The following is a 22,882-nucleotide window of genomic DNA, read 5'->3' on the forward strand; positions in this document are numbered from 1 at the left end:
GCTTGCGCGGGGCTTACTTGCGCTTGTCCAGCGGCACGAACTTCTGGTCTTCCGGACCCACGTAATTGGCGGTGGGGCGGATGATCTTGTTGTCGATGCGCTGCTCGATGATGTGAGCCGACCAGCCTGCGGTACGCGCAATGACGAACAACGGGGTGAACATGGCGGTGGGCACGCCCATCATGTGGTAGCTGACGGCCGAGAACCAGTCCAGGTTGGGGAACATCTTCTTGATGTCCCACATGACCGTCTCAAGGCGTTCGGCGATGTCGAACATCTTGGTGGTGCCGGCCTTCTTGGACAGCTTCTTGGCCACGTCCTTGATGACCTTGTTGCGCGGGTCGGACACGGTGTAGACGGGGTGGCCAAAGCCGATGATAACTTCGCGGGCTTCGACGCGGCGGCGGATGTCGGCTTCGGCCTCGTCCGGCGTTTCATAGCGCTTCTGCACATCGAACGCCACTTCGTTGGCGCCGCCATGCTTCGGGCCGCGCAGCGCGCCGATGGCGCCGGCAATCGACGAGAACATGTCCGAACCCGTGCCGGCGATGACGCGTGCCGTGAACGTGGACGCGTTGAATTCGTGCTCGGCGTACAGGTTCAGGGAGATGTGCATCGCCTTGACCCATTCGTCGCTGGGCTTTTCGCCGTGCAGCAGGTGCAGGAAGTGGCCGCCGATGCTGTCGTCGTCCGTCTGCACGTCGATGATGCGGCCGTTGTGGCTGTAGTGGTACCAGTACAGCAGGGCCGAACCCAGGTTGGCCATCAGGCGGTCGGCGATGTCGCGCGCGCCCGGGGTGTTGTGATCGTCTTTCTCGGGCAGCACGCAGCCCAGCACCGACACGGCGGTGCGCATGACGTCCATCGGGTGGCTCGAGGCGGGCAGGGCTTCCAGCGCGACTTGCAGCTGGGCCGGCAGGCCGCGCAAGCTCTTCAGCTTTTGCTTGTAGGCGGCGAGTTCGGACTTGTTGGGCAATTTGCCATGGACGAGCAAGTGGGCGATTTCCTCGAACTCGCTCGTGTGCGCGATGTCCAGGATGTCGTAGCCGCGGTAGTGCAGGTCGTTGCCGCTGCGGCCGACCGTGCACAGCGCGGTATTGCCTGCGACCACGCCCGACAGGGCAACGGACTTCTTGGGTTTGAAACCGGCTTTCTCTTCCGGCTTGGCGTCCGATTTGGCTTCTTGCTTCTTGGGAGCCGTGCTCATGTCTCTACTCCTTTCCTTTCGCGATTGACGATATGGGGGAAAAGCTTGGCGCCCCGGGATGGCCGCGGCGCCGGATACCAAAGGCGTTGCGGACTTACGCTTTGCCCTTTTGGAAGAGCGCATCCAATCTGGATTCGAATTCGTGATAGCCGATGCGGTCGTACAGTTCTTCGCGCGTCTGCATCAGGTCCACCACGTTTTTCTGGTGGCCGTCGCGGCGGATGGCGGTGTAGACGGCTTCGGCGGCCTTGTTCATGGCGCGGAAGGCCGACAGCGGGTAGAGCACCATGCCCACTCCCACGCTCTTTAACTCTTCGACCGTGAACAGCGGCGTCTTGCCGAATTCGGTGATGTTGGCCAGGACCGGCACCTTGACGGCCTTGACGAAGCGGTCGTAGGTGGGGAGGTCGTAGGCGGCTTCGGCGAAGATCGCGTCGGCGCCGGCTTCCACGCAGGCCAGGGCGCGCTCGATGGCGGCGTCCACGCCGTGCGAGGCGATGGCGTCGGTGCGGGCGATCAGATAGAAATCGCTGTCGGTGCGCGCGTCGGCAGCGGCCTTGACGCGGTCGGCCATTTCTTCGGTGGTGACGATTTCCTTGCCGGGACGGTGGCCGCAGCGCTTGGCGCCGACCTGGTCTTCGATGTGGCAGGCGGCCGCGCCGAACTTGATCAGGCTCTTGACGGTGCGGGCGATGTTGAAGGCCGACGGGCCGAAGCCGGTGTCGATGTCCACCACCAGCGGCACGTCGCACACGTCGGTGATGCGGCGCACGTCGGTCAGCACGTCGTCCATGGTATTGATGCCCAGGTCGGGCAGGCCCAGCGAACCGGCCGCAACGCCGCCGCCAGACAGGTAGATGGCGCGGTAGCCGGCACGCTTGGCCAGCAGGGCGTGGTTGGCGTTGATGGCGCCGATGATCTGCAGGGGGCTTTCTTCGGCGAGGGCGCGGCGAAAGAGGGCGCCGGGCGATTCGGGTCTGGACATGGAGGTCTCCGTTCTTTCTTATGGCTAGCCCACGACCTTATCGCGGGTCCGGAACATGAATCTGTCCCCTCCGCGACAATCGCCGCAGGCCGGGTGAAGGGACAGGTTCATGCTTCGGCAATGATGTGGCGGCCTTGCTTAGGAATTGGGCCCGCATGAACGGGCCCAATTCTTCACTCAACCGCTGCTTACTTCAGCAGGTCCTTGACGCCGTCGCGCTCTTCGAGGAGCTCTTTCAGCGTGAAGTCCAGGCGCTCGCGCGAGAAGGCGTCGATTTCCAGGCCTTCGACACGCTTGTATTCGCCGTTTTCGGTCGTGACCGGCACGCCGTAGATGATGCCTTCCGGGATGCCGTAGGAGCCGTCCGACGGGATGCCCATCGTGACCCACTTGCCGTTGCTGCCCAGGACCCAGTCACGGACGTGGTCGATGGCGGCGTTGGCAGCCGAAGCGGCCGAGGACAGGCCACGGGCTTCGATGATGGCGGCGCCGCGCTTGCCCACGGTCGGGATGAACGTGTCGCGGTTCCAGGCGTCGTCGTTGATCAGCTTGGACAGCGATTCGCCGCCGACGGTGGCGAAGCGGAAGTCGGGGTACATCGTGGGCGAGTGGTTGCCCCACACGACCAGCTTCTCGATCGCGGCGACCGGCTTGCCCGACTTGGCGGACAGTTGCGACAGGGCGCGGTTGTGATCCAGGCGCAGCATGGCCGTGAAGTTCTTGGCCGGCAGGTCCGGCGCCGACTTCATGGCGATGTAGGCGTTGGTGTTGGCGGGGTTGCCGACGACCAGGACCTTGACGTTGCGGCTGGCCACGTCGTTCAGGGCCTTGCCCTGCGCCGTGAAGATCTGGGCGTTGACCGACAGCAGGTCCTTGCGCTCCATGCCGGGGCCGCGCGGACGGGCGCCGACCAGCAGGGCCACGTCGGCATCCTTGAAGGCGGTGCGCGGGTCGCTGTGGGCGGTCACTTCCTGCAGCAGCGGGAAGGCGCAGTCATCCAATTCCATGATGACGCCCTTCAGGGCCTTTTGCGCTTTCTCGTCGGGGATTTCCAGCAATTGCAGGATGACGGGTTGATCTTTACCCAGCATTTCGCCGGAGGCGATGCGGAATAGCAGTGCGTAACCGATTTGGCCGGCGGCGCCGGTGACGGCGACACGCAAGGCAGGCTTGGACATGGACGTTCTCCGTAATGGTTTGGCGAGAAAAATCTCACCAATCAGTGTAATCGTTAGGCCAGGAATCAAGGGCCCCCACGCCGCACCCGCTGACGCGGACTTGCTGCCCCTTGCGGGGGCATTTTTGCCTTGGGGCGGACCTGCGGCAAAAAACAAATTAGCGCACCAAAAACCCAAGCGGGGGCAGGGGCCTGACAGCCGTGAATCCTAGATCGATTTTACGGGTGCGTCAAACGCTCTTCTATCTTATATAAGACATAAGACGTTGGACAGTATCTCCCCCGATATGCCACAATAGAGCGTTTATTCGAATGCGTTGCAGCCCGGTCGGTTGTGCCCCTGACAGCGCATTGCGGATGTGGGTTTGCATCCTGTTTTGCGCTGCCTCCCATCATCCGGATGAACATGACACTTTCAAGAAGATCCATGGCAGAGCCTCGGCCCGAAACCTCCTTACGCACTCGCGCCGCCCGTTCAACGGGCGAGGGGGCCGCTTTCAGTCCGCTCTACCGCCAGATCAAGGATCTGCTCGTTCAAAGCCTTGAGCGCGGCGAATGGAAGCCCGGTGAACTCATCCCCAGCGAAATCGATCTGGCCGCCCGTTTTCAGGTGAGCCAGGGCACGGTGCGCAAGGCGGTCGATGAGTTGGCAGCCGAGCACATGCTGCTGCGCCGCCAGGGCAAGGGCACCTTTGTCGCCACCCACCACGAAGCCCGCGTGCGCTACCGTTTCCTGCGCCTGGCCGCCGACGAAGAAGGCGAGCCCGGCCGTGCCGAAAGCCGCATCCTGGAATGCCGGCGCCTGAGGGCGCCCGCCGAGATCGCGCGCGCCCTCGACCTGCGCGCAGGCGAGACGGTCGTCATGATCCGCCGCCTGCTGTCCATGGGGCAGACACCCACCGTCGTGGACGACATCTGGCTGCCCGGCACCATTTTCCGTGGACTGACCCTGGAGCTGCTGACCGCCAACAAGGCGCCGCTCTATGGCCTGTTCGAATCCGAGTTCGGCGTCAGCATGGTGCGCGCGGATGAAAAGCTGCGCGCGGTGATCGCGCCGGCCGAAGTCTGTCCGCTGCTTAATGTTCCCGCCGGCACGCCGTTGTTGCAGGTGGATCGGGTGTCGTACACCTATGGTGACCGCCCCATGGAAATTCGCCGGGGTTTGTACTTGACCGATCGATACCACTACCGCAATAGTCTGAATTGATGAGCTTTTACACTACGATTTGATACCAACCCAATCTCTGGGCGAAAATACCGTGTTTGCCCGAAAGGGCCACGGCATTCCCGCCGTCACGATTCCCTAGTTCAGAAACACCGAGGCCGTCATGTCCGACACCGCTGCCAAGCCACGTCCGCAGTTTCGCAATATTGGGCTTGCCCAAGTTGCGTTCTCTTATCGCCTGCCCCTGGCCGGCAAGCTGTCCATCCTGCACCGCATCAGCGGCATTTTGCTGTTCCTCTGTTTGCCCTTGGTCATCGTTCCGCTGTTCGCGGCGAGCGTGGCCGCACCGCAGTCGTTCGCCTGGATCGCCTCCATCGCGGCCAACCCGATCGTCAAGCTTGTCTTCCTGGTCCTGATCTGGGGCTACCTGCACCACTTCTGTGCAGGCATCCGCTACCTGCTGCTGGACCTGCACATCGGTATCGACAAGCTGTCGGCCAAGAAAAGCGCCGGCGTGGTCTTCGGTGTCAGCCTGGCGCTGACGCTGGTGTTCGGTCTCAAACTGTTCGGAGTGCTGTAAATGGCCGCCGCTAAAAACTACGGACCCAAGCGCCTGGTCGTCGGCGCTCACTATGGCGTCATGGATTTCATCATCCAGCGCATCACCGCCGTCATCATGGCCGTGTATACGCTGGTACTGCTCGTCGGCATCCTGACGATGCCTGCCTTTACGTATGAACACTGGGTCAAGCTGTTCAATTTCTACGTGGGCTTCATTCCGGTGGGCCAGATCCTGGCCTCCCTTGCATTCATTGCGTTGGCCTGGCATGCCTGGATTGGCGTGCGCGACATCTGGATGGATTACGTCAAGCCGGTGGGCCTGCGCCTGCTGCTGCAAGTGCTGACGATCCTCTGGTTGATCGGTACGGTCGTTTACTTCGCGCAAATCCTCTGGAGCATTTAAGCCGTGGTCTCTGTCATGAAATCCTTGCCGCGCCGCCAGTTTGATGTGGTGGTCGTTGGCGCCGGTGGAGCCGGCATGCGTTGTTCGCTGCAACTGTCCCAAGCGGGCCTGTCGGTTGCGGTGCTGTCCAAAGTGTTCCCCACGCGTTCGCACACCGTTGCCGCGCAAGGCGGCGTGAGCGCCTCCCTGGGCAACATGAGCGAAGACAACTGGTACTGGCACATGTACGACACCGTCAAGGGGTCGGATTGGCTGGGCGACCAGGACGCTATCGAATTCATGTGCCGTGAAGCGCCGAACGCCGTGTACGAGCTCGAGCACTTCGGCATGCCGTTCGACCGCAACCCCGACGGTACGATCTACCAGCGTCCGTTCGGCGGCCACACCGCCAACTTCGGTGAAAAGCCGGTGCAGCGCGCCTGTGCCGCCGCCGACCGCACCGGCCACGCGCTGCTGCACACGCTCTACCAGCGCAACGTCGCTGCGCGCACCCAGTTCTTCGTCGAATGGATGGCGCTGGACCTGCTGCGCAACGAGGCTGGCGACGTCGTGGGCGTGACCGCCCTGGAAATGGAAACGGGCGAGATCTACATCCTGGAAGCCAAGACCACGGTGCTGGCCACCGGTGGCGCCGGCCGCATCTGGGCCGCTTCCACCAACGCCTTCATCAACACCGGTGACGGCCTGGGCATGGCTGCGCGCGCAGGCATCCCGCTGCAAGACATGGAATTCTGGCAATTCCACCCGACCGGCGTGGCCGGCGCGGGCGTGCTGATTACCGAAGGCGTGCGTGGCGAAGGCGGCATCCTCTTGAACAAGGATGGCGAACGCTTCATGGAGCGCTATGCGCCCACGCTGAAGGATCTGGCTCCGCGCGACTTCGTGTCCCGCTCGATGGACCAGGAAATCAAGGAAGGCCGCGGTTGCGGTCCGGACGGCAGCTACGTCGTCCTGAAGCTGGACCACCTGGGCGCCGACGTCATCAACAAGCGTCTGCCCTCGATCCGCGAAATCGCCATCAAGTTCGGCAACGTCGACCCGATCAAGGAACCGATCCCCGTCGTTCCGACCATCCACTATCAGATGGGCGGCATTCCGGCCAACTACCACGGCCAGGTGCTCTCGCGTGAAAACGGCGAGAACAAGGTCGTCAACGGCCTGTACGCCATCGGCGAATGCGCCGCGGTGTCGGTGCACGGCGCCAACCGCCTGGGCACGAACTCGCTGCTGGACCTGATCGTGTTCGGTCGCGCCACCGGCAACCACATCGTGAATTCGCACCCGGAGCGCCAACGCGCCCACCAGGAGCTGCCGAAGGAAGCCGTCGACTTCTCGCTGGACCGCGTGAACAAGCTGGAATCGCGCACCTCGGGCGAAAAGACGCAAGACATCGGCAACGCCATCCGCTTCTCGATGCAGCGCCACTGCGGCGTGTTCCGCACGCTGGAACTGCTGAACGAAGGCGTGACGCAGATCGAAGATCTGGCCAAGCAAGCCGACAATATCTACTTCAAGGACAAGTCCAAGGTGTTCAACACCGCGCGCGTCGAAGCGCTGGAACTGGCCAACATGACCGAAGTGGCTCGCGCCACGATCAAGTCGGCCGCTGCCCGCACCGAAAGCCGCGGCGCGCACGCGTTGGACGACCATCCGACCCGCGACGACGAGAACTGGCTGAAGCACACGCTGTGGTACTCCGAAGGCAGCCGCCTGGATTACAAGCCCGTGCAGATGAAGCCTTTGACGGTTGAGTCCTTCCCGCCCAAGGCGCGTACCTTCTAAGTCCGGATAGAGCCCATTATGAGCACCAAGAGAATCGTCAAGTTCGAAATCTACCGCTACGATCCGGACAAGGACGAGCGCCCGTACATGCAGAAGCTGGACGTCGAACTCCAGCCGACCGACAAGATGCTGCTTGATGCGCTGGTGCGCATCAAGAACGACGTTGATGACAGCCTGGCCCTGCGCCGCTCGTGCCGTGAAGGCGTGTGCGGTTCGGACGCCATGAACATCAACGGCAAGAACGGCCTGGCCTGCACGACGAACCTGCGCGAACTGAAGGAACCCATCGTTCTGCGTCCGCTGCCGGGCCTGCCCGTCATCCGCGACCTGATCGTGGACATGACGCACTTCTTCAACCAGTACCACTCGATCCGCCCGTACCTCATCAACGACGCGCCGCCGCCCGAAAAAGAGCGCCTGCAGTCGCCCGAGGCGCGCGAAGAGCTCGACGGCCTGTACGAGTGCATTCTGTGCGCGTGCTGTTCCACTTCCTGCCCGTCGTTCTGGTGGAATCCGGACAAGTTCGTCGGCCCGGCCGGCCTGCTGCAAGCCTACCGCTTCATCGCCGACAGCCGCGACGAAGCCACGGGCGAGCGTCTGGACAACCTGGAAGATCCGTACCGCCTGTTCCGTTGCCACACCATCATGAATTGCGTCGACGTCTGTCCCAAGGGACTGAACCCGACCAAGGCAATCGGCAAGATCAAGGAACTGATGGTCCGCCGCACGGTCTAGTTTTTAGTGTGAAGACTTTTGTATTTATGGTGTAACGATGAGCAGGCTAACTGAACTGGAGCGGGCGCGTCTGCGTTGGCGGGCGCGCCGCGGCCTGCTCGAAAACGACTTGATCATCACCCGGTATCTTGACGCTTACGAGGCCGAACTTACCGATGATGATGTGGCCGCATTGACCCAGCTGTTCGAGATGGGAGACAACGACCTTCTCGACCTGCTGCTGGCCCGCAAGGAACTCGAAGGCGACCTGGATACGCCCAGGCTTCGGGGGATTATTGGCCAGATGCGCGCACTCTGATTAATGTGAGAGGAAATAACATGAACCTGTCTGACAAAAAAGCCACTCTATCCTTCTCGGATGGCAGCGCACCCATTGAGTTCCCTGTCTACAAGGGCACGGTCGGTCCGGATGTGATCGACATCCGCAAGCTGTATGGCCAGACGGGCATGTTTACGTTTGACCCGGGCTTCATGTCCACCGCGGCTTGCGAATCGGGTATCACGTACATCGACGGCGACAAGGGCGAACTGCTGTACCGCGGCTTCCCCATCGAGCAATTGGCCGTCAATTGCGACTTCATGGACATCTGCTACCTGATCCTGAACGGCGAACTGCCGAACGAGGCTCAGAAGGCTGACTTCGACTCGCAAGTGACCCATCACACGATGGTCAACGAGCAACTGCATTTCTTCCTGCGTGGTTTCCGCCGCGACGCCCACCCGATGGCCGTCCTGACGGGCCTGGTCGGCGCGCTGTCCGCGTTCTACCACGACTCCACCGACATCACGAACCCGCAGCATCGCCACATCTCGGCCATCCGCCTGATCGCCAAGATGCCGACGCTGGTTGCGATGGCGTATAAGTACTCGCAAGGCCAACCGTTCATCTATCCGCAGAACGACCTGTCCTACACGGGCAACTTCCTGCGCATGATGTTCGCCACGCCGTGCGAAGACTACAAGGTCAACGAAGTCGTCGAGCGCGCGCTGGACCGCATCTTCATCCTGCACGCCGACCACGAGCAAAACGCGTCGACCTCGACCGTGCGCCTGTGCGGTTCGTCGGGCACCAACCCGTTCGCCGCCATCTCGGCTGGCGTGGCTTGCCTGTGGGGCCCGGCTCACGGCGGCGCCAACGAAGCTTGCCTGCAGATGCTGGAAGAGCTGCAAGCCAACGGCGGCATCGACAAGGTCGGTGAGTTCATGGAGAAGGTCAAGGACAAGAACTCGGGCGTGCGCCTGATGGGCTTTGGCCACCGCGTCTACAAGAACTACGACCCGCGCGCCAAGCTGATGCAGGAAACCTGCAAGGAAGTGCTCTCGGCCCTGGGCCTGGAAAACGACCCGCTGTTCAAGCTGGCCATGGAACTGGAACGCATCGCCCTGTCCGATCCGTACTTCGTGCAGCGCAAGCTGTACCCGAACGTGGACTTCTACTCGGGTATCGTCCAGCGCGCCATCGGCATCCCGACCTCGCTGTTCACGGCCATCTTCGCGCTGGCCCGCACGGTGGGCTGGATCGCCCAGTGGAACGAAATGCTGTCGGATCCCGATTACAAGATCGGCCGTCCGCGCCAGCTGTTCACGGGTTCGGTCACCCGCGACGTGCCCCCGATGGACAAGCGTTAAACCGCTTTTCGCTTCGACAAGAAACCGCCTTCGGGCGGTTTTTTGTTGTCGGAGATATCATCTGGGCCATGATTCCCATCGCGCTCCCCTCCGCCAGCTTCTACCTGCTGCTCACCGTTTCCTTTTTCGCGGGCGTCCTGCTTTTCGGATGGTTGCTGGCGCTGGCGTCCAGCGCAGGAATGCGCCGCGCCGTGCGCCTGCACTGGAAGAAATCCGCCGTGCTGTTCGTGCTGCTGGCGGTGCTCTTCAGCTACTACGCGTGGTTCCAGGCGATTATCTGGCAGGTGGAACACGAGAGCGAACGGCAGGAGGCGGCGCGCAACGTCACGCTGGCGCAGGCAACGACTGTGGGCGGCACCGACATGCCCGCCGGCACGCGGTTGAAGCTGCAGGACGAAGGGCAGCTTGACACCTATCTGGACGCCGAGTTTCCTCAACCGGTACCCGTATACGGCATCCAGGCAACGCAGGTGCGGCGCTTCCTTGGCACCGACTACGACGATGACACCTATGCGCTGATCGCCCGTTATCCCCGCACCGTCATCCTGCGCGGTGCGGGAGACCAGGCCGTGCAAGGCTGGCAGTGCGACGCCACGCAGGACATCGAATTCGATGCCGAGCGGGACGGCGCCATGAAGGCGCTGAACCAGTGTCAGCTGGGCCGCGGCAACCATGTTGGGGATATGGAGATCGCGCCGGGATCGATCCTGTATGGCTCGGAAGGGACGGTCTACGTCGACGGCTTCAAGGACCCGGACCGCTGGCGCATCGAAGTGAAGGACCCTGTGGCGGTGAAGGCCTTCGGGCTGATGCTGAGCAACCCCAGGATCTACCTGGACGCAGACCGCCGCCTGCTGCGGGTCAGCGATACCGAACTGGCATGCGACGTGCAGTGGGGAGACTTCCGCCATGCCGCGGGCACGCAGGTCAAGACGGTGCGGCGTGTGCAAGGCGCTGGCCGCGAACCGTTTCCAGGCGTCATCGTCTTCAGTCCGAGCAACGGGCAGCCGGCCAAGCGCGATGGCCATGACGACGTGTCCAAAGGCATGTCGGTGATGCAGGGCCTGGATGGGTCGTTTGCCGGCATCGTGAAAAACGAGGAAGTCGGCGTGTTCGAGTTCGCGACGTTCGTCGTCGGCGACGAGGAACCGGAAGCTCCGGTGCGCGCCCGTTGCCCGGCGCCTGCGGCCACCGGGCCGCGTTAAGAAATTCTTAAAAGTCTCTTCCGACAATGCGGCTTGCCGGTGGCGTTCCGCGCCGGCCCAACCGTCAGGGAGTGATGCCGGATGAGACGCCCGTGAGACGCCTGCACAGCATGGAGCTGTTCGCAGAGGTGGCCAAGGCGCGCAGCTTCAGCCGCGCCGCCATCGTGCTGGGGCTGCCGAAATCGACGCTGTCGCGTCGCGTGGCGGAGCTGGAGCGTTCGGTTGGCCTGAGCCTGCTTAACCGCAGCACCCGCAAGGTGGAGCTGACCGGGGCAGGCGAGGTGTATCTGGAGCGCTGCCTGCGTATCGTGGAAGAGGCGCAAGTCGCGCACGAGGAACTGCAGGCGCTGACCGCCAAGCCGTCCGGCCTGTTGCGCGTCAATATGCCGGCAACATTCGCGACCGACGTGATGGCGGAGATCTTCCTGGGCTTTTCGCGCCGCCACCCGGAGGTCGCGTTTCACCTGAATCTGGCCAGCCTGGAACACGCCGACCGGGTTGCCGAGCCCAGCGACCTGACGATCAAGATCGGCGATATGCCGGATTCCACGCGCATCGCCCGATGCCTGGGCTACCTGAATGTTCATCTTTACGCGTCGGAAGACTATCTGGCCGCCCACGGCGCGCCGGCCCATCCGTCGGAACTGGCTGCGCACGATTGCATCGGCTTTCGGGCCGACGCGAATGGCGCCGCCACGCGCTGGCCGCTGGCGCGGGGGCACGAACAGGTCAACGTGATGCCGGGCGGCCGGTTTTCGGTCAACGAAGCCGGCATGGCGCGCCGGCTGGCGATGCTGGGCGCGGGCATCGCCGCGCTGGGCGGCGACCAGACCGAACTCGAGCGTTCGGGCGGCCTTGCGCGGGTCTTGCCGGATTGGAGCCTGGGACCGTTTCCGGTCCATGTCGTGACAGAGTCGCGGCTGTTGCCGGCCCGGGCCAGGGCATTCGTCGATTACCTGATGATGCGCCTGGCCAAGGGCTGGCCGGGACCTGCGTTTACACGCTGATGTGCCGCGCCATCAGGACCGCGAACAAAGGCAGGAAAATGAACAGGTGCGATTCGATCATGACCCAGCGCCGCACCCGCTTGATCTCGGGCAAGGCGGGTACGAAGCCCGGCTGCTGGCGCGACTGCTTTGCCCAGCGCAGCACGGCCAGCGTGGGCGGGATCGAACAGAGCGCGATGATGACGAAAAGCGTGATCTTGGCGTGGAACCAGGGGCTGCTCATATAGAACGCGGCGCCTTTGATCCCCTGCGTCAGCCGCAGCAGGCCGGTGATCAGCACGAGGACGGCACTGACGCCATACAGGCGGTCATAGATGACCAGCCGCTTGACGCCGGCCGCCGTCAGGTCGGGGCGCAGCAGCACGGCTTCGGCGGTCAGGACCACCACCATTACAAAGATCGCCAGATAGTGGAACCAGGCGTACAGGGCATCGGCCAGCATGTCGTCTCCAGGAAAAGGGGCAAGCTTGGGTTGTACCATCCGCTTGCCAAGGAGGACTACCGTTGCGCCTGCCCACCCTTGATGCCGCGTAAAGAAAAACGGGCGCCCCGCAGGGCGCCCGTTCGGTTACCGCGTGGCGGCGATCAACGGCGCTTGCGGGCGGCCTCGGCGGCTTCCTGCTGCGCATCCACGACGGCGAGCGCCGTCATGTTGACGATGCGGCGCACGGTGGCGCTGGTCGTCAGGATGTGCACGGGGCGCGCGGCGCCCAGCAGGATCGGACCCATCGCGACGCCATTGCTGCCCGTCATCTTCAGCATGTTGTACGTGATGTTGCCGGTGTCCAGATTCGGCATGACCAGCAGATTGGCGCGACCCTTGAGCGTGCTGTCCGGGTAGGCCAGTACACGGATCTTTTCCGACAAGGCGGCGTCGGCGTGCATTTCGCCGTCCACTTCCAGGTCGGGCGCGCGCTCTTGCACCAGCTTGCTGGCAGCAGCCATCTTGCGCGACGATTCCGTCACGCGGCTGCCGAAGTTCGAGTGCGACAGCAGGGCGATCTTCGGCACCACGCCAAAGCGCAGCATTTCGTCGGCGGCCTGGATGGTGATGTTGGCCACTTCTTCCGACGTCGGGTTTTCGTTGACGTGGGTGTCGGTGACGAACAGCGTCTGGTCAGGCAGCATCAGCACATTCAGGGCGGCGTACGTCTGGCCTTCCTTCTTGCCGATGATTTCGTCGATGTACTTCAACTGGTTGTCGTACTTGCTGGCCACGCCGCAGAGCAGGGCGTCGGCGTCGCCGCGACGCAGCAGCATGGCGCCGATCAGCGTGTTGTGCTTGCGGATCATCGCCTTGGCGATGGCCGGCGTCACGCCTTCGCGGCCCTTCAACTGGTAGTACGCGTTCCAAGTTTCGTTGAAGCGGTTGTCGTCTTCCGGATCCACGATCTCGAAGTGCTGGCCGGCGATCAGGCGCAGGCCGGCCTTCTCGATGCGCATTTCGATGACGGCCGGGCGGCCGATCAGGATCGGGAATGCCAGCTTCTCGTCGGCCACGGTCTGCACCGCGCGCAGGACGCGTTCGTCTTCGCCGTCGGCGTAGATGACGCGCTTGGGCGCCTTCTTGGCCTGGGCGAACAGCGGACGCATCAGCTGGCCCGAGTGGTACACGAAGCCCATCAGCTTCTGGCGGTAGGCTTCGATGTCTTCGATCGGGCGGGCAGCCACGCCGGAGTCGGCGGCGGCCTGCGCCACGGCCGGCGCGATCTGGACGATCAGGCGCGGGTCGAACGGCTTCGGGATGATGTAGTCGGGGCCGAAGGACAGTTCCTGGCCGGCGTAGGCGCGGGCCACTTCATCGTTCTGCTCGGCTTGCGCCAGTTCGGCAATGGCCTTCACGCAAGCCAGCTTCATTTCTTCCGTGATGCGCGAAGCGCCGGCATCCATGGCGCCGCGGAAAATGAAGGGGAAGCACAGCACGTTGTTGACCTGGTTCGGGTAGTCCGAACGGCCGGTGGCGATGATGCAGTCGGGGCGCGCGGCCTTGGCGACTTCCGGGCGGATTTCCGGTTCCGGGTTGGCCAGCGCCAGGATCAGCGGGCGGTCGGCCATGGTCTTGACCATGTCGCCGGTCAGGACGCCAGCGGTCGAGCAGCCCAGGAACACGTCGGCGCCGTTGACCACGTCGGCCAGCGTGCGCGCGTCGGTCTTCTGCGCGTAGCGCTTCTTGTTGGCCTCCATGTTTTCATCGCGGCCATCCCAGATCACGCCGCGGGAGTCCACCACGTAGATGTTCTCGCGCTTGACGCCCAGGTGGACCAGCAGGTCCAGGCAGGCGATGGCGGCGGCGCCGGCGCCCGAGCAGGCGAGCTTGACCGAGCCGATGTCCTTGTTCACGACCTTCAGGCCGTTCAGGATGGCGGCCGACGAGATGATGGCGGTGCCGTGCTGGTCGTCATGGAAGACGGGGATCTTCATGCGCTCGCGCAGCTTCTTCTCGATGTAGAAGCATTCGGGCGCCTTGATGTCTTCCAGGTTGACGCCGCCCAGCGTGGGTTCCAGCGCCGCGATGATGTCGACCAGCTTGTCGGGATCGTTCTCGGCCAGTTCGATGTCGAACACGTCGATGCCGGCGAACTTCTTGAACAGGCAGCCCTTGCCTTCCATGACCGGCTTGGCGGCCAGCGGGCCGATGTTGCCCAGACCCAGGACGGCGGTGCCGTTGGTGATCACACCCACCAGGTTGCCGCGCGAGGTGTACTTCGACGCGGCGTCATCGCCCTGGTCGAAAATGGCCATGCAAGCGGCGGCCACGCCGGGGGAGTAGGCCAGGGACAAGTCGTCCTGGTTGGCCAACGTCTTGGTCGGGACGACCGAGATTTTGCCGGGGGTGGGATAGGCGTGGTAATCCAACGCCATTTTGGTAAGAGTTTCGTCCATGGGATCGGGGCCTCTGAGGCACTAACTGAAAAAGAAAACGGGATGACAAAAGGCGGGCTCGCGGCCCGCCGGTTTCTTTGCGAAATGCTTAGGGAACACCCGTATTTCACCAGAAAGCGCGGGTGCTTGGTTGTTGCAGTGCAGCGAAGCGGCTACAGCTCCCAGGGCGGCGTCTGCCGCGCGCGCGAGTTCAAGGACTGGCGCAGCGTGTCGGCGTCGGCCTGGCGGCCCAGGCTGTCCAGCGCGTACAGCACGATCCAGTCGGCGCTGACTTCGAAGAAGTCGCGCAACTGGGCGCGGGTGTCGCTGCGGCCGAAGCCGTCCGTGCCCAAGGTCCGGTAGGGGGCGGGCACCCAGGCGCGGATCTGTTCAGGGACGGCGCGCACGTAGTCGGTGGCCGCGATGACGGGCGCGTCGCTGGTTCCCAGGCACTGGCGGACCCAGTCCACGCTGCCCCCGGCATCAAGCCCCAGCACCCGGGCGCGCTCGGCCTCGCGGCCGTCGCGGGCCAGCTCGGAAAAGCTGGTGACGCTCCAGACCTCGGCGTCCACGCCATAGCGTTCGCGCAAGCGATCGGCCGCCATTTCGGCTTCGCGCAGCATCGGGCCTGCGCCCAACAGACGCACCTGGGCTTGCCCGTGCGCCGGACGCAGCCGGTACATCCCGCGCAGGATGCCCTCGCGCACGCCGGCGTCCGCCGGCATGTCGGGCTGCGCCAGGTTTTCGTTCGTGACCGTGAGGTAGAAGAATTCATCGCGCTGCTCGTCCAGCATGCGGCGCATGCCGTATTCGACGAGGACGGCGACTTCGAACGCGTAGGCCGGGTCGTAGGCGCGGCAATTGGGCACGGCGGCGGCCATGATGTGGCTGGAGCCGTCCTGGTGCTGCAGGCCTTCGCCGCCCAGCGTGGTGCGCCCGGACGTGGCGCCGATCAGGAAGCCGCGCGTGCGCTGGTCGGCGGCAGCCCAGATCAGGTCGCCGATGCGCTGGAAGCCGAACATCGAGTAATAGATATAGAACGGCAGCATCGGCAGGCCGTTGACCGAATAGCTGGTGCCGGCCGCGGTCCAGGACGAGATCGCACCCGCCTCGGTGATGCCTTCCTCCAGGATCTGGCCGTCGCGCGCTTCGCGGTAGTACAGCACCGAGCCGATGTCCTCGGGCTCGTACAGCTGGCCTTGCGCCGAATAGATGCCGATCTGGCGGAACAGGTTGGCCATCCCGAACGTGCGCGCTTCGTCCGCGACGATCGGCACGATGCGCGAGCCCACGGTGGCGTCCTTGAGCAGCGCGGTCAGCATGCGCACGATGGCCATGGTCGACGACATTTCCTTGCCGTCGGCGGCCAGCGCAAAGCGTGCCCAGTGTTCGGCATCGGGCGGCGTCAGGCGCGGGGCCTGCGTGCGGCGGCGGGGAATGTGGCCGCCCAGCGCCGCGCGGCGCGCTTGCAGGTGGCGCAGTTCAGCGCTGTCTTCGGCCGGGCGGTAGAACTTGAGCGCCAGGCAGTCGGCGTCCGAAATCGGCAGCGCGAAGCGGTCGCGGAAGGCCAGCAAGGCCTCGTCGTCCAGCTTCTTCTGCTGGTGCGTCGTCATCTTGCCCTGGCCGGCCGAACCCATGCCAAAGCCTTTCTTGGTCTGCGCCAGGATCACGGTGGGTTGGCCGCGGTGTTGCGCCGCCCGGTGGTAGGCAGCATGGATCTTCACCATGTCGTGGCCGCCACGGTGCAGGCGGTCGATGGCCTCGTCCGTCCAGTCGGCCACCAGTGCGGCCAGCTCCGGGTTCTGGTTGAAGAAATGGGCGCGGTTGAACGCACCGTCGTTGGCGGCGAAGGTCTGGAACTGGCCGTCCACCGTGTTGGCGAAGGCGCGGGCCAGCGCGCCATTGGTATCCCGGCGCAGCAGGGCGTCCCAGTCGCTGCCCCATACCAGCTTGATCACGTTCCAGCCCGCGCCCGCGTACAGCGTTTCCAGTTCGTCGATGATGCGGCCGTTGCCGCGCACCGGTCCGTCCAGCCGCTGCAGGTTGCAGTTGACGACGAAGACCAGGTTGTCGAGCTTTTCACGCGCCGCCAAGGTCAGCGCGGCGATGGATTCGGGTTCGTCCATTTCGCCGTCGCCAAAGATGCCCCAGACCTTGCGGTCGCCGCCGGGCACGAGCGAGCGGTGTTCCAGATAGCGCATGAAGCGCGCCTGGTAGATGGCGTTGATGGGGCCGATGCCCATGGAACCGGTGGGGAACTGCCAGAAGTCCGGCATCAGCCACGGGTGGGGATAGGACGACAGCCCGCGCAGGCCGTTCGCCGTGGCGGTGATTTCCTGGCGGAAGTGCGCCAGGTCGTCTTCGCCGAGGAAGCCTTCGAGGTAGGCGCGGGCATACACGCCGGGCGCCGAATGGGGCTGCATGTAGACCAGGTCGCCCGGGCCGTCGGCGGACTGCGCGCGGAAGAAGTGGTTGAAACCGACCTCGAACAGGTCGGCGGCCGACGCATAGCTGGCGATATGGCCGCCCAGCTCGCCATGCGCCTGGTTGGCGCGCACCACCATGGCCAGCGCGTTCCAGCGGTTGATGCGGGCGATGCGTTCTTCAACGGCCAGGTTGCCGGGGAAGGGCGGCTCCTGGTCGGCGGGAATGGTGTTCAAGTAGGCGGTGCGGGTCTGGCTGTTGGCGCGCAGGCCCAGCGTCGCAGCGTGCCCCAGCAGGCTGTCCAGCACGTAGCCGGCGCGGCTTGCGCCGCCGGCCTCGACCAGCGACTGCAGGGCGTCACGCCACTCGGCGGTTTCCGAAGGGTCGGCGTCGTGCCGGTCGTCTTGCCCGGCGATAGGGTGGCTGGCGTCGCGCATGGTCGTGATGTCTCCTGTTATCGCTCAATGCTAGACCTGTGTGGCAGGCATGAGTCATCAAATTCCAGGGCTAATGTGCCAGCTTTCAGCATAATCTTTTGCGGGTATATGCATTGCCGGCAGCATCTGCCGCCAGGCGGCGTTTACGCGTGGTGACCACTGGGTGGACGCCGAAGCGCTAGAATGCGCGGTTTAGCGAAATTCCCATCGGGAGACTTCAATGACACAACCCGTCAGCGTCCCGGCAAACGTCACCCTTCCGGAACTGACGTTCCGCGGCGTCTTGCTCGGCGCCCTGATCACCGTGATCTTCACGGCCTCCAACGTCTTCCTGGGGCTGAAGGTCGGCCTGACGTTCTCGTCCGCCATTCCCGCGGCGGTGATTTCGATGTCGGTGCTGCGCCTGTTCAAGGACGCCAACATCCTTGAAAACAACATGGTGCAGACGCAGGCCTCGGCGGCCGGCACGCTGTCTTCCATCATCTTCATCCTGCCCGCGCTGGTCATGATGGGGCATTGGCAGGGCTTCCCGTTCTGGCAGACGCTGGGCATCTGCGCGGCCGGCGGCATGCTGGGCGTGATGTTCACCATCCCGCTGCGCCACGTAATGGTGGTGCAAAGCGACCTGCCGTACCCCGAAGGCGTGGCGGCGGCCGAGATCCTGCGGGTGGGCAGCGCCGAACGCGCGCAAGACGCCGCCGACGAGTCGTCGGGGAAGTCCGATGCCAAGCCTGCTGCAACCGGCATGGGCGACATCGTGACCGGCGGCGTCGTGGCCGCAGTGGTCAGCTTTGCCGCCAGCGGCCTGCGCGTGCTGGGCGACGGCGTGAGCGGCTGGTTCGCCCTGGGCGGCGCGGTGTTCCGCCTGCCGATGGGCTTTTCGCTGGCGCTCCTGGGTGCGGGTTACCTCATCGGCATCGTCGCGGGCCTGGCCATGTTGACGGGCCTGATCATTTCGTGGGGCATCGCGGTTCCTGTCCTGACGGCCATGGGCGACATGCCCGCCGGGCAGACGCTGGCGCAATACGCCACCGGGCTGTGGTCGTCGCAGGTGCGCTTCATCGGCGCAGGCGTGATCGGCGTGGGCGCGATCTGGACGCTGGCGACCCTGTTCATGCCGATGGCGCGCGGCGTCAAGGCGTCGTTTTCGGCATTGACGAAGGCCGGCGCCGCCCGGGCCGGCCAGGCGCCGCGTACCGAGCGCGACCTGTCGGCCGGGTGGATTTCGGTCGTGACGCTGGTGCTGGTGGCGATTCTGGTGATCACCTTCCAGGTGTTCCTGTCGGGCGCGCCGCTGTCGGCCGCCGCCATCTGGAAGCTGGTGGCCTACGCCGTGCTGTTTGCCTTCGTGTTCGGCTTCCTGGTGGCGGCGGCCTGCGGCTACATGGCGGGCCTGGTGGGCTCGTCGACCAGTCCGATCTCGGGCGTGGGCATCGTGGCCATCGTGCTGGTGTCGCTGCTGATGCTGGCCCTGAGCGGCGAATTGCTGGGCGTGCAGAACGGCGTGCAGATGGCGATCGCGCTGTCGATCTTCAGCACGTCGGCGGTGGTGGCTGTGGCGTCGATCTCGAACGACAACCTGCAGGATCTGAAGACGGGCTGGCTGGTGGGTGCCACGCCGTGGCGCCAGCAGGTGGCGCTATTGATCGGCTGCGTGGTAGGCGCGGCGGTGATCTCGCCGGTGCTGGAACTCTTGTACAACGCCTACGGTTTCGCGGATGCGATGCCGCGCGACGGCATGGACCCGGCCCAGGCGCTGTCCGCCCCGCAGGCCACGCTGATGCTGGCGATTGCACGTGGCATCTTCACCCACCAGTTGAACTGGACCATGATCCTGATCGGCATGGCCGTGGGCGTGGGCCTGATCGTGGTGGACGAAATACTTAAGCGTACCTGCCGCGTGGCCCGCATTCCGGTCCTGGCGGTGGGCATCGGCATCTATCTGCCGCCGACGGTGGCCGCGCCCATCGTGGCCGGCGCCGTGCTGGCATGGCTGCTGGAACGGGCGTTGCGGCGCCGCGCCGCAGCCGCCGGCAAGCCCTATGAGCAATTCGCGGATGCGCCCAATCGGCGCGGCGTGCTGATTGCGTCTGGCCTGATCGTGGGCGAAAGCCTGGTGGGCGTGCTGATGGCCGCGGTGATCGGCGCCAGCGGTTCGGACGCGCCGTTGGCGCTTACCGGCCCGGGCTTCGCGGAGATCGCCTCCTACCTGGGACTGGCCGCGTTCGTGCTGGTGGCCATGCTGTTCTGGCGCCGGGTGATGCGCCTGGCCTAGTGCTGGCCCGGGGCGGCGGGGCGGTCATCGACCGCCTGCCGTCCCGGAGTGATGCGCGCAGGCGGATCAGGCCGGCTTGAGCAGATCGGACAGCGTGCGCGCAATGACTTTCGTCGCGCGGCGCAGATCTTCCAGCACCACGCGTTCATCATTGCGCTTGGCGTGCGATTCCAGCACCGTGCGCGGGCCGGCGCCGTAGATCACGCCGGGGATGCCGGCCTCGGCATACAGGCGCACGTCGGTGTATAACGGGGTGCCCATGGCAGGGATGGGTTCGCCGAAGAGGGCTTCCCCGTGCTTCTGAATGGCGCTGACCAGCGGTTCATTGCCGGGCAGGGGGCGCATCGAGTTGGCCAGCAACAGGCGCTTGATCTCGACCGTGATGCCTGGGGACGAGGCGGCGGCTTCCTGGATGATCCGGCGGATGTCTGCTTCGACTTCGGTGGCGTTTTCCTCCGGGATCATGCGGCGGTCCAGCTTGAAGCTGACCTTGCCGGGCACCACGTTGGTGTTGGTGCCGCCTTCGATGCGTCCGACATTCAGATAGGGGTGCGTGATGCCCGGCACGTCTGATGTCACTTGCTGGTACCGCGCGTTCTGCGCATACAACGCGTTCAGGATCTTGACCGCGCCTTGCAGCGCGTCCACGCCGCTGGTCGGAATGGCGGCATGCGCCATCTTGCCGTGCACGGTCACTTCCATTTGCAGGCAGCCGTTGTGCGCCGTCACCACTTCGTAGCTGAAGCCCGCGGCGATCAGCAGGTCGGGCTTGGTCAGGCCCTGGGCCAGCAGCCAGCCCGGCCCGAGCAGCCCGCCGAACTCTTCGTCATACGTGAAGTGCAGCTCGACCGCGCCATGGCTGGGCTTGGCCACGGCTTCCAGCGCGCGCACCGCGAACGTGAAGGTGGCGAAGTCGCTCTTGCTGACGGCCGATGCGCGGCCGTAGAGGCTGCCGTCTTCGATTTCGCCGCCATAAGGGTCGTGCTGCCAGCCGTCGCCCGGGGGCACCACGTCGCCATGGGCATTGAGCGCGATGCGGCGGCCAGGGCCGTATTCGCGCCGCACGATCAGGTTGGTGATGGATTCCAGGCCGTAGTCCTGCACCGCGTCCGCCGGTACCGGATGCGCTTCGGCGTCAAAGCCAAAGTCTTGCAGCAGTTCGGCGGTGCGCGCCGCGTGCGGCGCATTGTTGCCGGGCGGCGTGTCGGTGGGGACGCGCACGAGCGACTGCAGGAAGCGGACTTCCTCGTCAAAGTGGGCATCAACCCAGGCGTCCAGGCGGTCGTAGTCGGTCATTTTGAAGGTGAGGAGTCGTTGGCAAGGTCGTCCAGCAGGCGTTGCATGGCAAACGCGGCAAGCTGGATGTCGTCGCTGGTGGTGGATTCACGGGGGTTGTGGCTGATGCCGGCGTTCTGGCCGCGCACAAACAGCATGGCTTGCGGCATGACCTCGTGCAGCTTCATCGCGTCGTGGCCTGCGCCGCTTGGCATGCGGTAGAGGGGAACGCCAAGCGCGTCGACCGCGCGTTCCCAGCGCAGTTGCCACGCGGGGTCGCTGGGGGCGGCGGCGGCGCGCATCGTTTCTTCCAGGGTGTAGCGCACGCCGCGCCGCTGGCAGATGGCGGCCAGCTCGGTCAGCACGTCGTTGACCAGCGCATCGCGTTGCGGGTCGCTGGGGGCGCGCAAGTCCAGGCTGAAGCGGCATTCGCCCGGCACGACGTTGATCGAACCGTTCGGCACTTCAAGCATCCCGATCGTGCCCACGGAGTCGCCGTCCTGAGCTGCGCGCCGTTCGACGTACAGCGCCAGTTCGGCCGTGGCCGTGGCGGCGTCGCGGCGCCGGTCCATCGGCGTGGTGCCGGCATGGCAGGCCATGCCAAATATCTGCACCATGTAGCGCACGCTGCCGTTGATGGACGTGACGATGCCCAGCGGCAAGCCCATTTCGAACAGCACCGGCCCTTGTTCGATATGCACTTCGATAAAGCCCAGATAGCGGGAGGCATCGCGGCGCAACGTCGGAATGTCGTCGATGCGCAGGCCGGCGTGCTGCATGGCCTCGCGCATGGTGATGCCTTGGGCGTCTTTCTGGTCCAGCCATTCGGGCTTGAAATCGCCGATCAGCGCGCCCGAACCCAGGAAGGTGGCGCGGTAACGCTGGCCTTCCTCTTCGGCAAAGCCGATCACTTCCAGGTGGTAGGGCAAGCGCCTGCCCTGGCGGTGCAATTCGCGCACGCACGCCATTGGCACGAAGATGCCCAGCCGGCCGTCGTATTTGCCGCCATTGCGCACGGTGTCGAAATGGCTGCCCGTCATCAGCGTGGGGGCGTCGGCACGGTCCGCGTGGTAGCGGCCGACCACGTTTCCGACCGCGTCGATGTCAACCTCGTCGAAGCCGCAATCGCGCATCCATTGCGAGATGCGCTGGGCGCAGGCGCGGTGGGCGTCGGTCAGGTACGTGACGGTGAGCTGGCCCTTTTCGGCGTAGCCGGGATCGCTGTGCTGACTGAGCGCCTCGTGCCAGTCCCAGATGTCGTTGCCTGTCGAGAGATCGATGCCGAAGTCGCCGCCCAACCGGATTTCGGCCATGCGGTGAATGCTGCGCAGCGCTTCCTGGTGTTCGACGTCTGCCGGGTTGTCCAGGCGGCGCACCAGTTCGTCGATGATCTGCTGGGGAGTGAGCGGGACGCCGCGCGGGTCGCGCCCGGCCAGGACGAACGGAAAGCCGAAGCGGTCACTGTAGTGCGCGCGCAGTTGCTGAAGGCGCGTCAGCGCGTCGGGAGTGAAATCGGTCACGTCCGACAGTTCTGGCTGGGCGCGGATCAGCGCGAGCCGGGTGTCGGCATCCGCGCTGTCGACGACGTGGCGCAGCTGGTGCTGCAACTGCGCCAGCGACCGGAAGGGGCGCGCCCGTAAGGCCTGGCGGGCGATCCATGGCGACTGCGCATACAGGCCGTCGAGCATGGCCGCAGCATCGTCGTGCGTGGCGGCGTTAAGTTGTTCCAGGGTTGAAACCATGGTCATTACCC

Annotated in this window: 18 protein-coding genes; 10 read left to right on the forward strand and 8 right to left on the reverse strand. The window is 64.7% G+C overall.

Annotation, left to right across the window (positions count from 1 at the left end; all coding sequences use genetic code 11):
• Positions 1-13 precede the first annotated feature (13 nt).
• The 3 genes from prpC to AC3WMU_RS22105 form a co-directional block, all read right to left on the reverse strand.
• The gene (gene prpC / locus AC3WMU_RS22095) at positions 14-1,207 is read right to left on the reverse strand and encodes a bifunctional 2-methylcitrate synthase/citrate synthase (protein ID WP_006223901.1); all 1,194 of its coding nucleotides are present in this window, start codon (positions 1,205-1,207) and stop codon (positions 14-16) included.
• 94 nt (positions 1,208-1,301) lie between these two features.
• Positions 1,302-2,192 (reverse strand): methylisocitrate lyase, encoded by an 891-nt coding sequence (prpB, locus tag AC3WMU_RS22100; RefSeq protein WP_006218121.1) that lies wholly within the window; start codon positions 2,190-2,192, stop codon positions 1,302-1,304.
• A 188-nt stretch (positions 2,193-2,380) separates the two neighbouring features.
• Positions 2,381-3,370 carry a malate dehydrogenase gene (locus AC3WMU_RS22105; protein WP_006223902.1) on the reverse strand — a complete coding sequence of 330 codons (990 nt, stop codon included), beginning with the start codon at positions 3,368-3,370 and terminating at the stop codon, positions 2,381-2,383.
• 426 nt (positions 3,371-3,796) lie between these two features.
• On the opposite strand from AC3WMU_RS22105, the gene AC3WMU_RS22110 reads away from it, so the two are divergent.
• The 9 genes from AC3WMU_RS22110 (at position 3,797) to AC3WMU_RS22150 (ending at position 11,856) form a co-directional block, all read left to right on the forward strand.
• Positions 3,797-4,576 (forward strand): GntR family transcriptional regulator, encoded by a 780-nt coding sequence (locus AC3WMU_RS22110; RefSeq protein WP_006223903.1) that lies wholly within the window; start codon positions 3,797-3,799, stop codon positions 4,574-4,576.
• 121 nt (positions 4,577-4,697) lie between these two features.
• The gene (sdhC, locus tag AC3WMU_RS22115; protein ID WP_006223904.1) at positions 4,698-5,114 is read left to right on the forward strand and encodes a succinate dehydrogenase, cytochrome b556 subunit; all 417 of its coding nucleotides are present in this window, start codon (positions 4,698-4,700) and stop codon (positions 5,112-5,114) included.
• On the forward strand, positions 5,115-5,498 hold the full coding sequence (gene sdhD, locus AC3WMU_RS22120) for a succinate dehydrogenase, hydrophobic membrane anchor protein (protein WP_006223905.1): 384 nt from the start codon (positions 5,115-5,117) through the stop codon (positions 5,496-5,498).
• Positions 5,499-5,501: 3 nt separating this feature from the next.
• Positions 5,502-7,280, forward strand: coding sequence for a succinate dehydrogenase flavoprotein subunit (gene sdhA / locus AC3WMU_RS22125; RefSeq protein WP_315135236.1), 1,779 nt, complete (start codon positions 5,502-5,504; stop codon positions 7,278-7,280).
• An 18-nt stretch (positions 7,281-7,298) separates the two neighbouring features.
• A complete protein-coding gene (locus tag AC3WMU_RS22130) occupies positions 7,299-8,015 on the forward strand; it encodes a succinate dehydrogenase iron-sulfur subunit (protein ID WP_006218127.1) in 717 nt (238 codons plus the stop codon).
• A gap of 37 nt (positions 8,016-8,052) precedes the next feature.
• Complete coding sequence (locus AC3WMU_RS22135; protein ID WP_006218128.1) at positions 8,053-8,313, forward strand: succinate dehydrogenase assembly factor 2; 261 nt, start codon at positions 8,053-8,055, stop codon at positions 8,311-8,313.
• A 20-nt stretch (positions 8,314-8,333) separates the two neighbouring features.
• Entirely contained in the window at positions 8,334-9,644 is a 1,311-nt protein-coding gene (locus AC3WMU_RS22140) for a citrate synthase (RefSeq protein ID WP_006223907.1), read from the forward strand.
• A gap of 68 nt (positions 9,645-9,712) precedes the next feature.
• The gene (locus tag AC3WMU_RS22145; protein WP_492282983.1) at positions 9,713-10,849 is read left to right on the forward strand and encodes a LapA family protein; all 1,137 of its coding nucleotides are present in this window, start codon (positions 9,713-9,715) and stop codon (positions 10,847-10,849) included.
• Between the two features lie 110 nt (positions 10,850-10,959).
• Positions 10,960-11,856, forward strand: a complete 897-nt coding sequence (locus tag AC3WMU_RS22150; protein WP_006223909.1) for a LysR family transcriptional regulator — start codon at positions 10,960-10,962, stop codon at positions 11,854-11,856.
• Here the strand turns inward: AC3WMU_RS22150 and AC3WMU_RS22155 are convergent.
• From AC3WMU_RS22155 to mdeB, 3 genes are all read right to left on the reverse strand, one after another.
• On the reverse strand, positions 11,846-12,298 hold the full coding sequence (locus AC3WMU_RS22155) for a DUF2214 family protein (protein ID WP_006223910.1): 453 nt from the start codon (positions 12,296-12,298) through the stop codon (positions 11,846-11,848). The genes AC3WMU_RS22150 and AC3WMU_RS22155 overlap by 11 nt on opposite strands.
• Positions 12,299-12,441: 143 nt before the next feature.
• Positions 12,442-14,739, reverse strand: a complete 2,298-nt coding sequence (locus tag AC3WMU_RS22160; protein WP_035212796.1) for an NADP-dependent malic enzyme — start codon at positions 14,737-14,739, stop codon at positions 12,442-12,444.
• 152 nt (positions 14,740-14,891) lie between these two features.
• The gene (mdeB, locus tag AC3WMU_RS22165; RefSeq protein ID WP_454676338.1) at positions 14,892-17,579 is read right to left on the reverse strand and encodes an alpha-ketoglutarate dehydrogenase; all 2,688 of its coding nucleotides are present in this window, start codon (positions 17,577-17,579) and stop codon (positions 14,892-14,894) included.
• Positions 17,580-17,799: 220 nt separating this feature from the next.
• On the opposite strand from mdeB, the gene AC3WMU_RS22170 reads away from it, so the two are divergent.
• Complete coding sequence (locus AC3WMU_RS22170) at positions 17,800-19,854, forward strand: OPT family oligopeptide transporter (RefSeq protein WP_492282984.1); 2,055 nt, start codon at positions 17,800-17,802, stop codon at positions 19,852-19,854.
• Between the two features lie 66 nt (positions 19,855-19,920).
• On the opposite strand, the gene AC3WMU_RS22175 is transcribed toward AC3WMU_RS22170, so the two are convergent.
• The gene (locus tag AC3WMU_RS22175; protein WP_006223914.1) at positions 19,921-21,150 is read right to left on the reverse strand and encodes a M20 family metallopeptidase; all 1,230 of its coding nucleotides are present in this window, start codon (positions 21,148-21,150) and stop codon (positions 19,921-19,923) included.
• Positions 21,147-22,871 carry a hydantoinase/carbamoylase family amidase gene (locus AC3WMU_RS22180; RefSeq protein ID WP_006223915.1) on the reverse strand — a complete coding sequence of 575 codons (1,725 nt, stop codon included), beginning with the start codon at positions 22,869-22,871 and terminating at the stop codon, positions 21,147-21,149. Before AC3WMU_RS22180 ends, AC3WMU_RS22175 begins: the two co-directional genes overlap by 4 nt.
• Between the last annotated feature and the right edge of the window lie 11 nt (positions 22,872-22,882).

It is taken from the genome of Achromobacter sp. FW305-C-13, assembly GCF_058783475.1.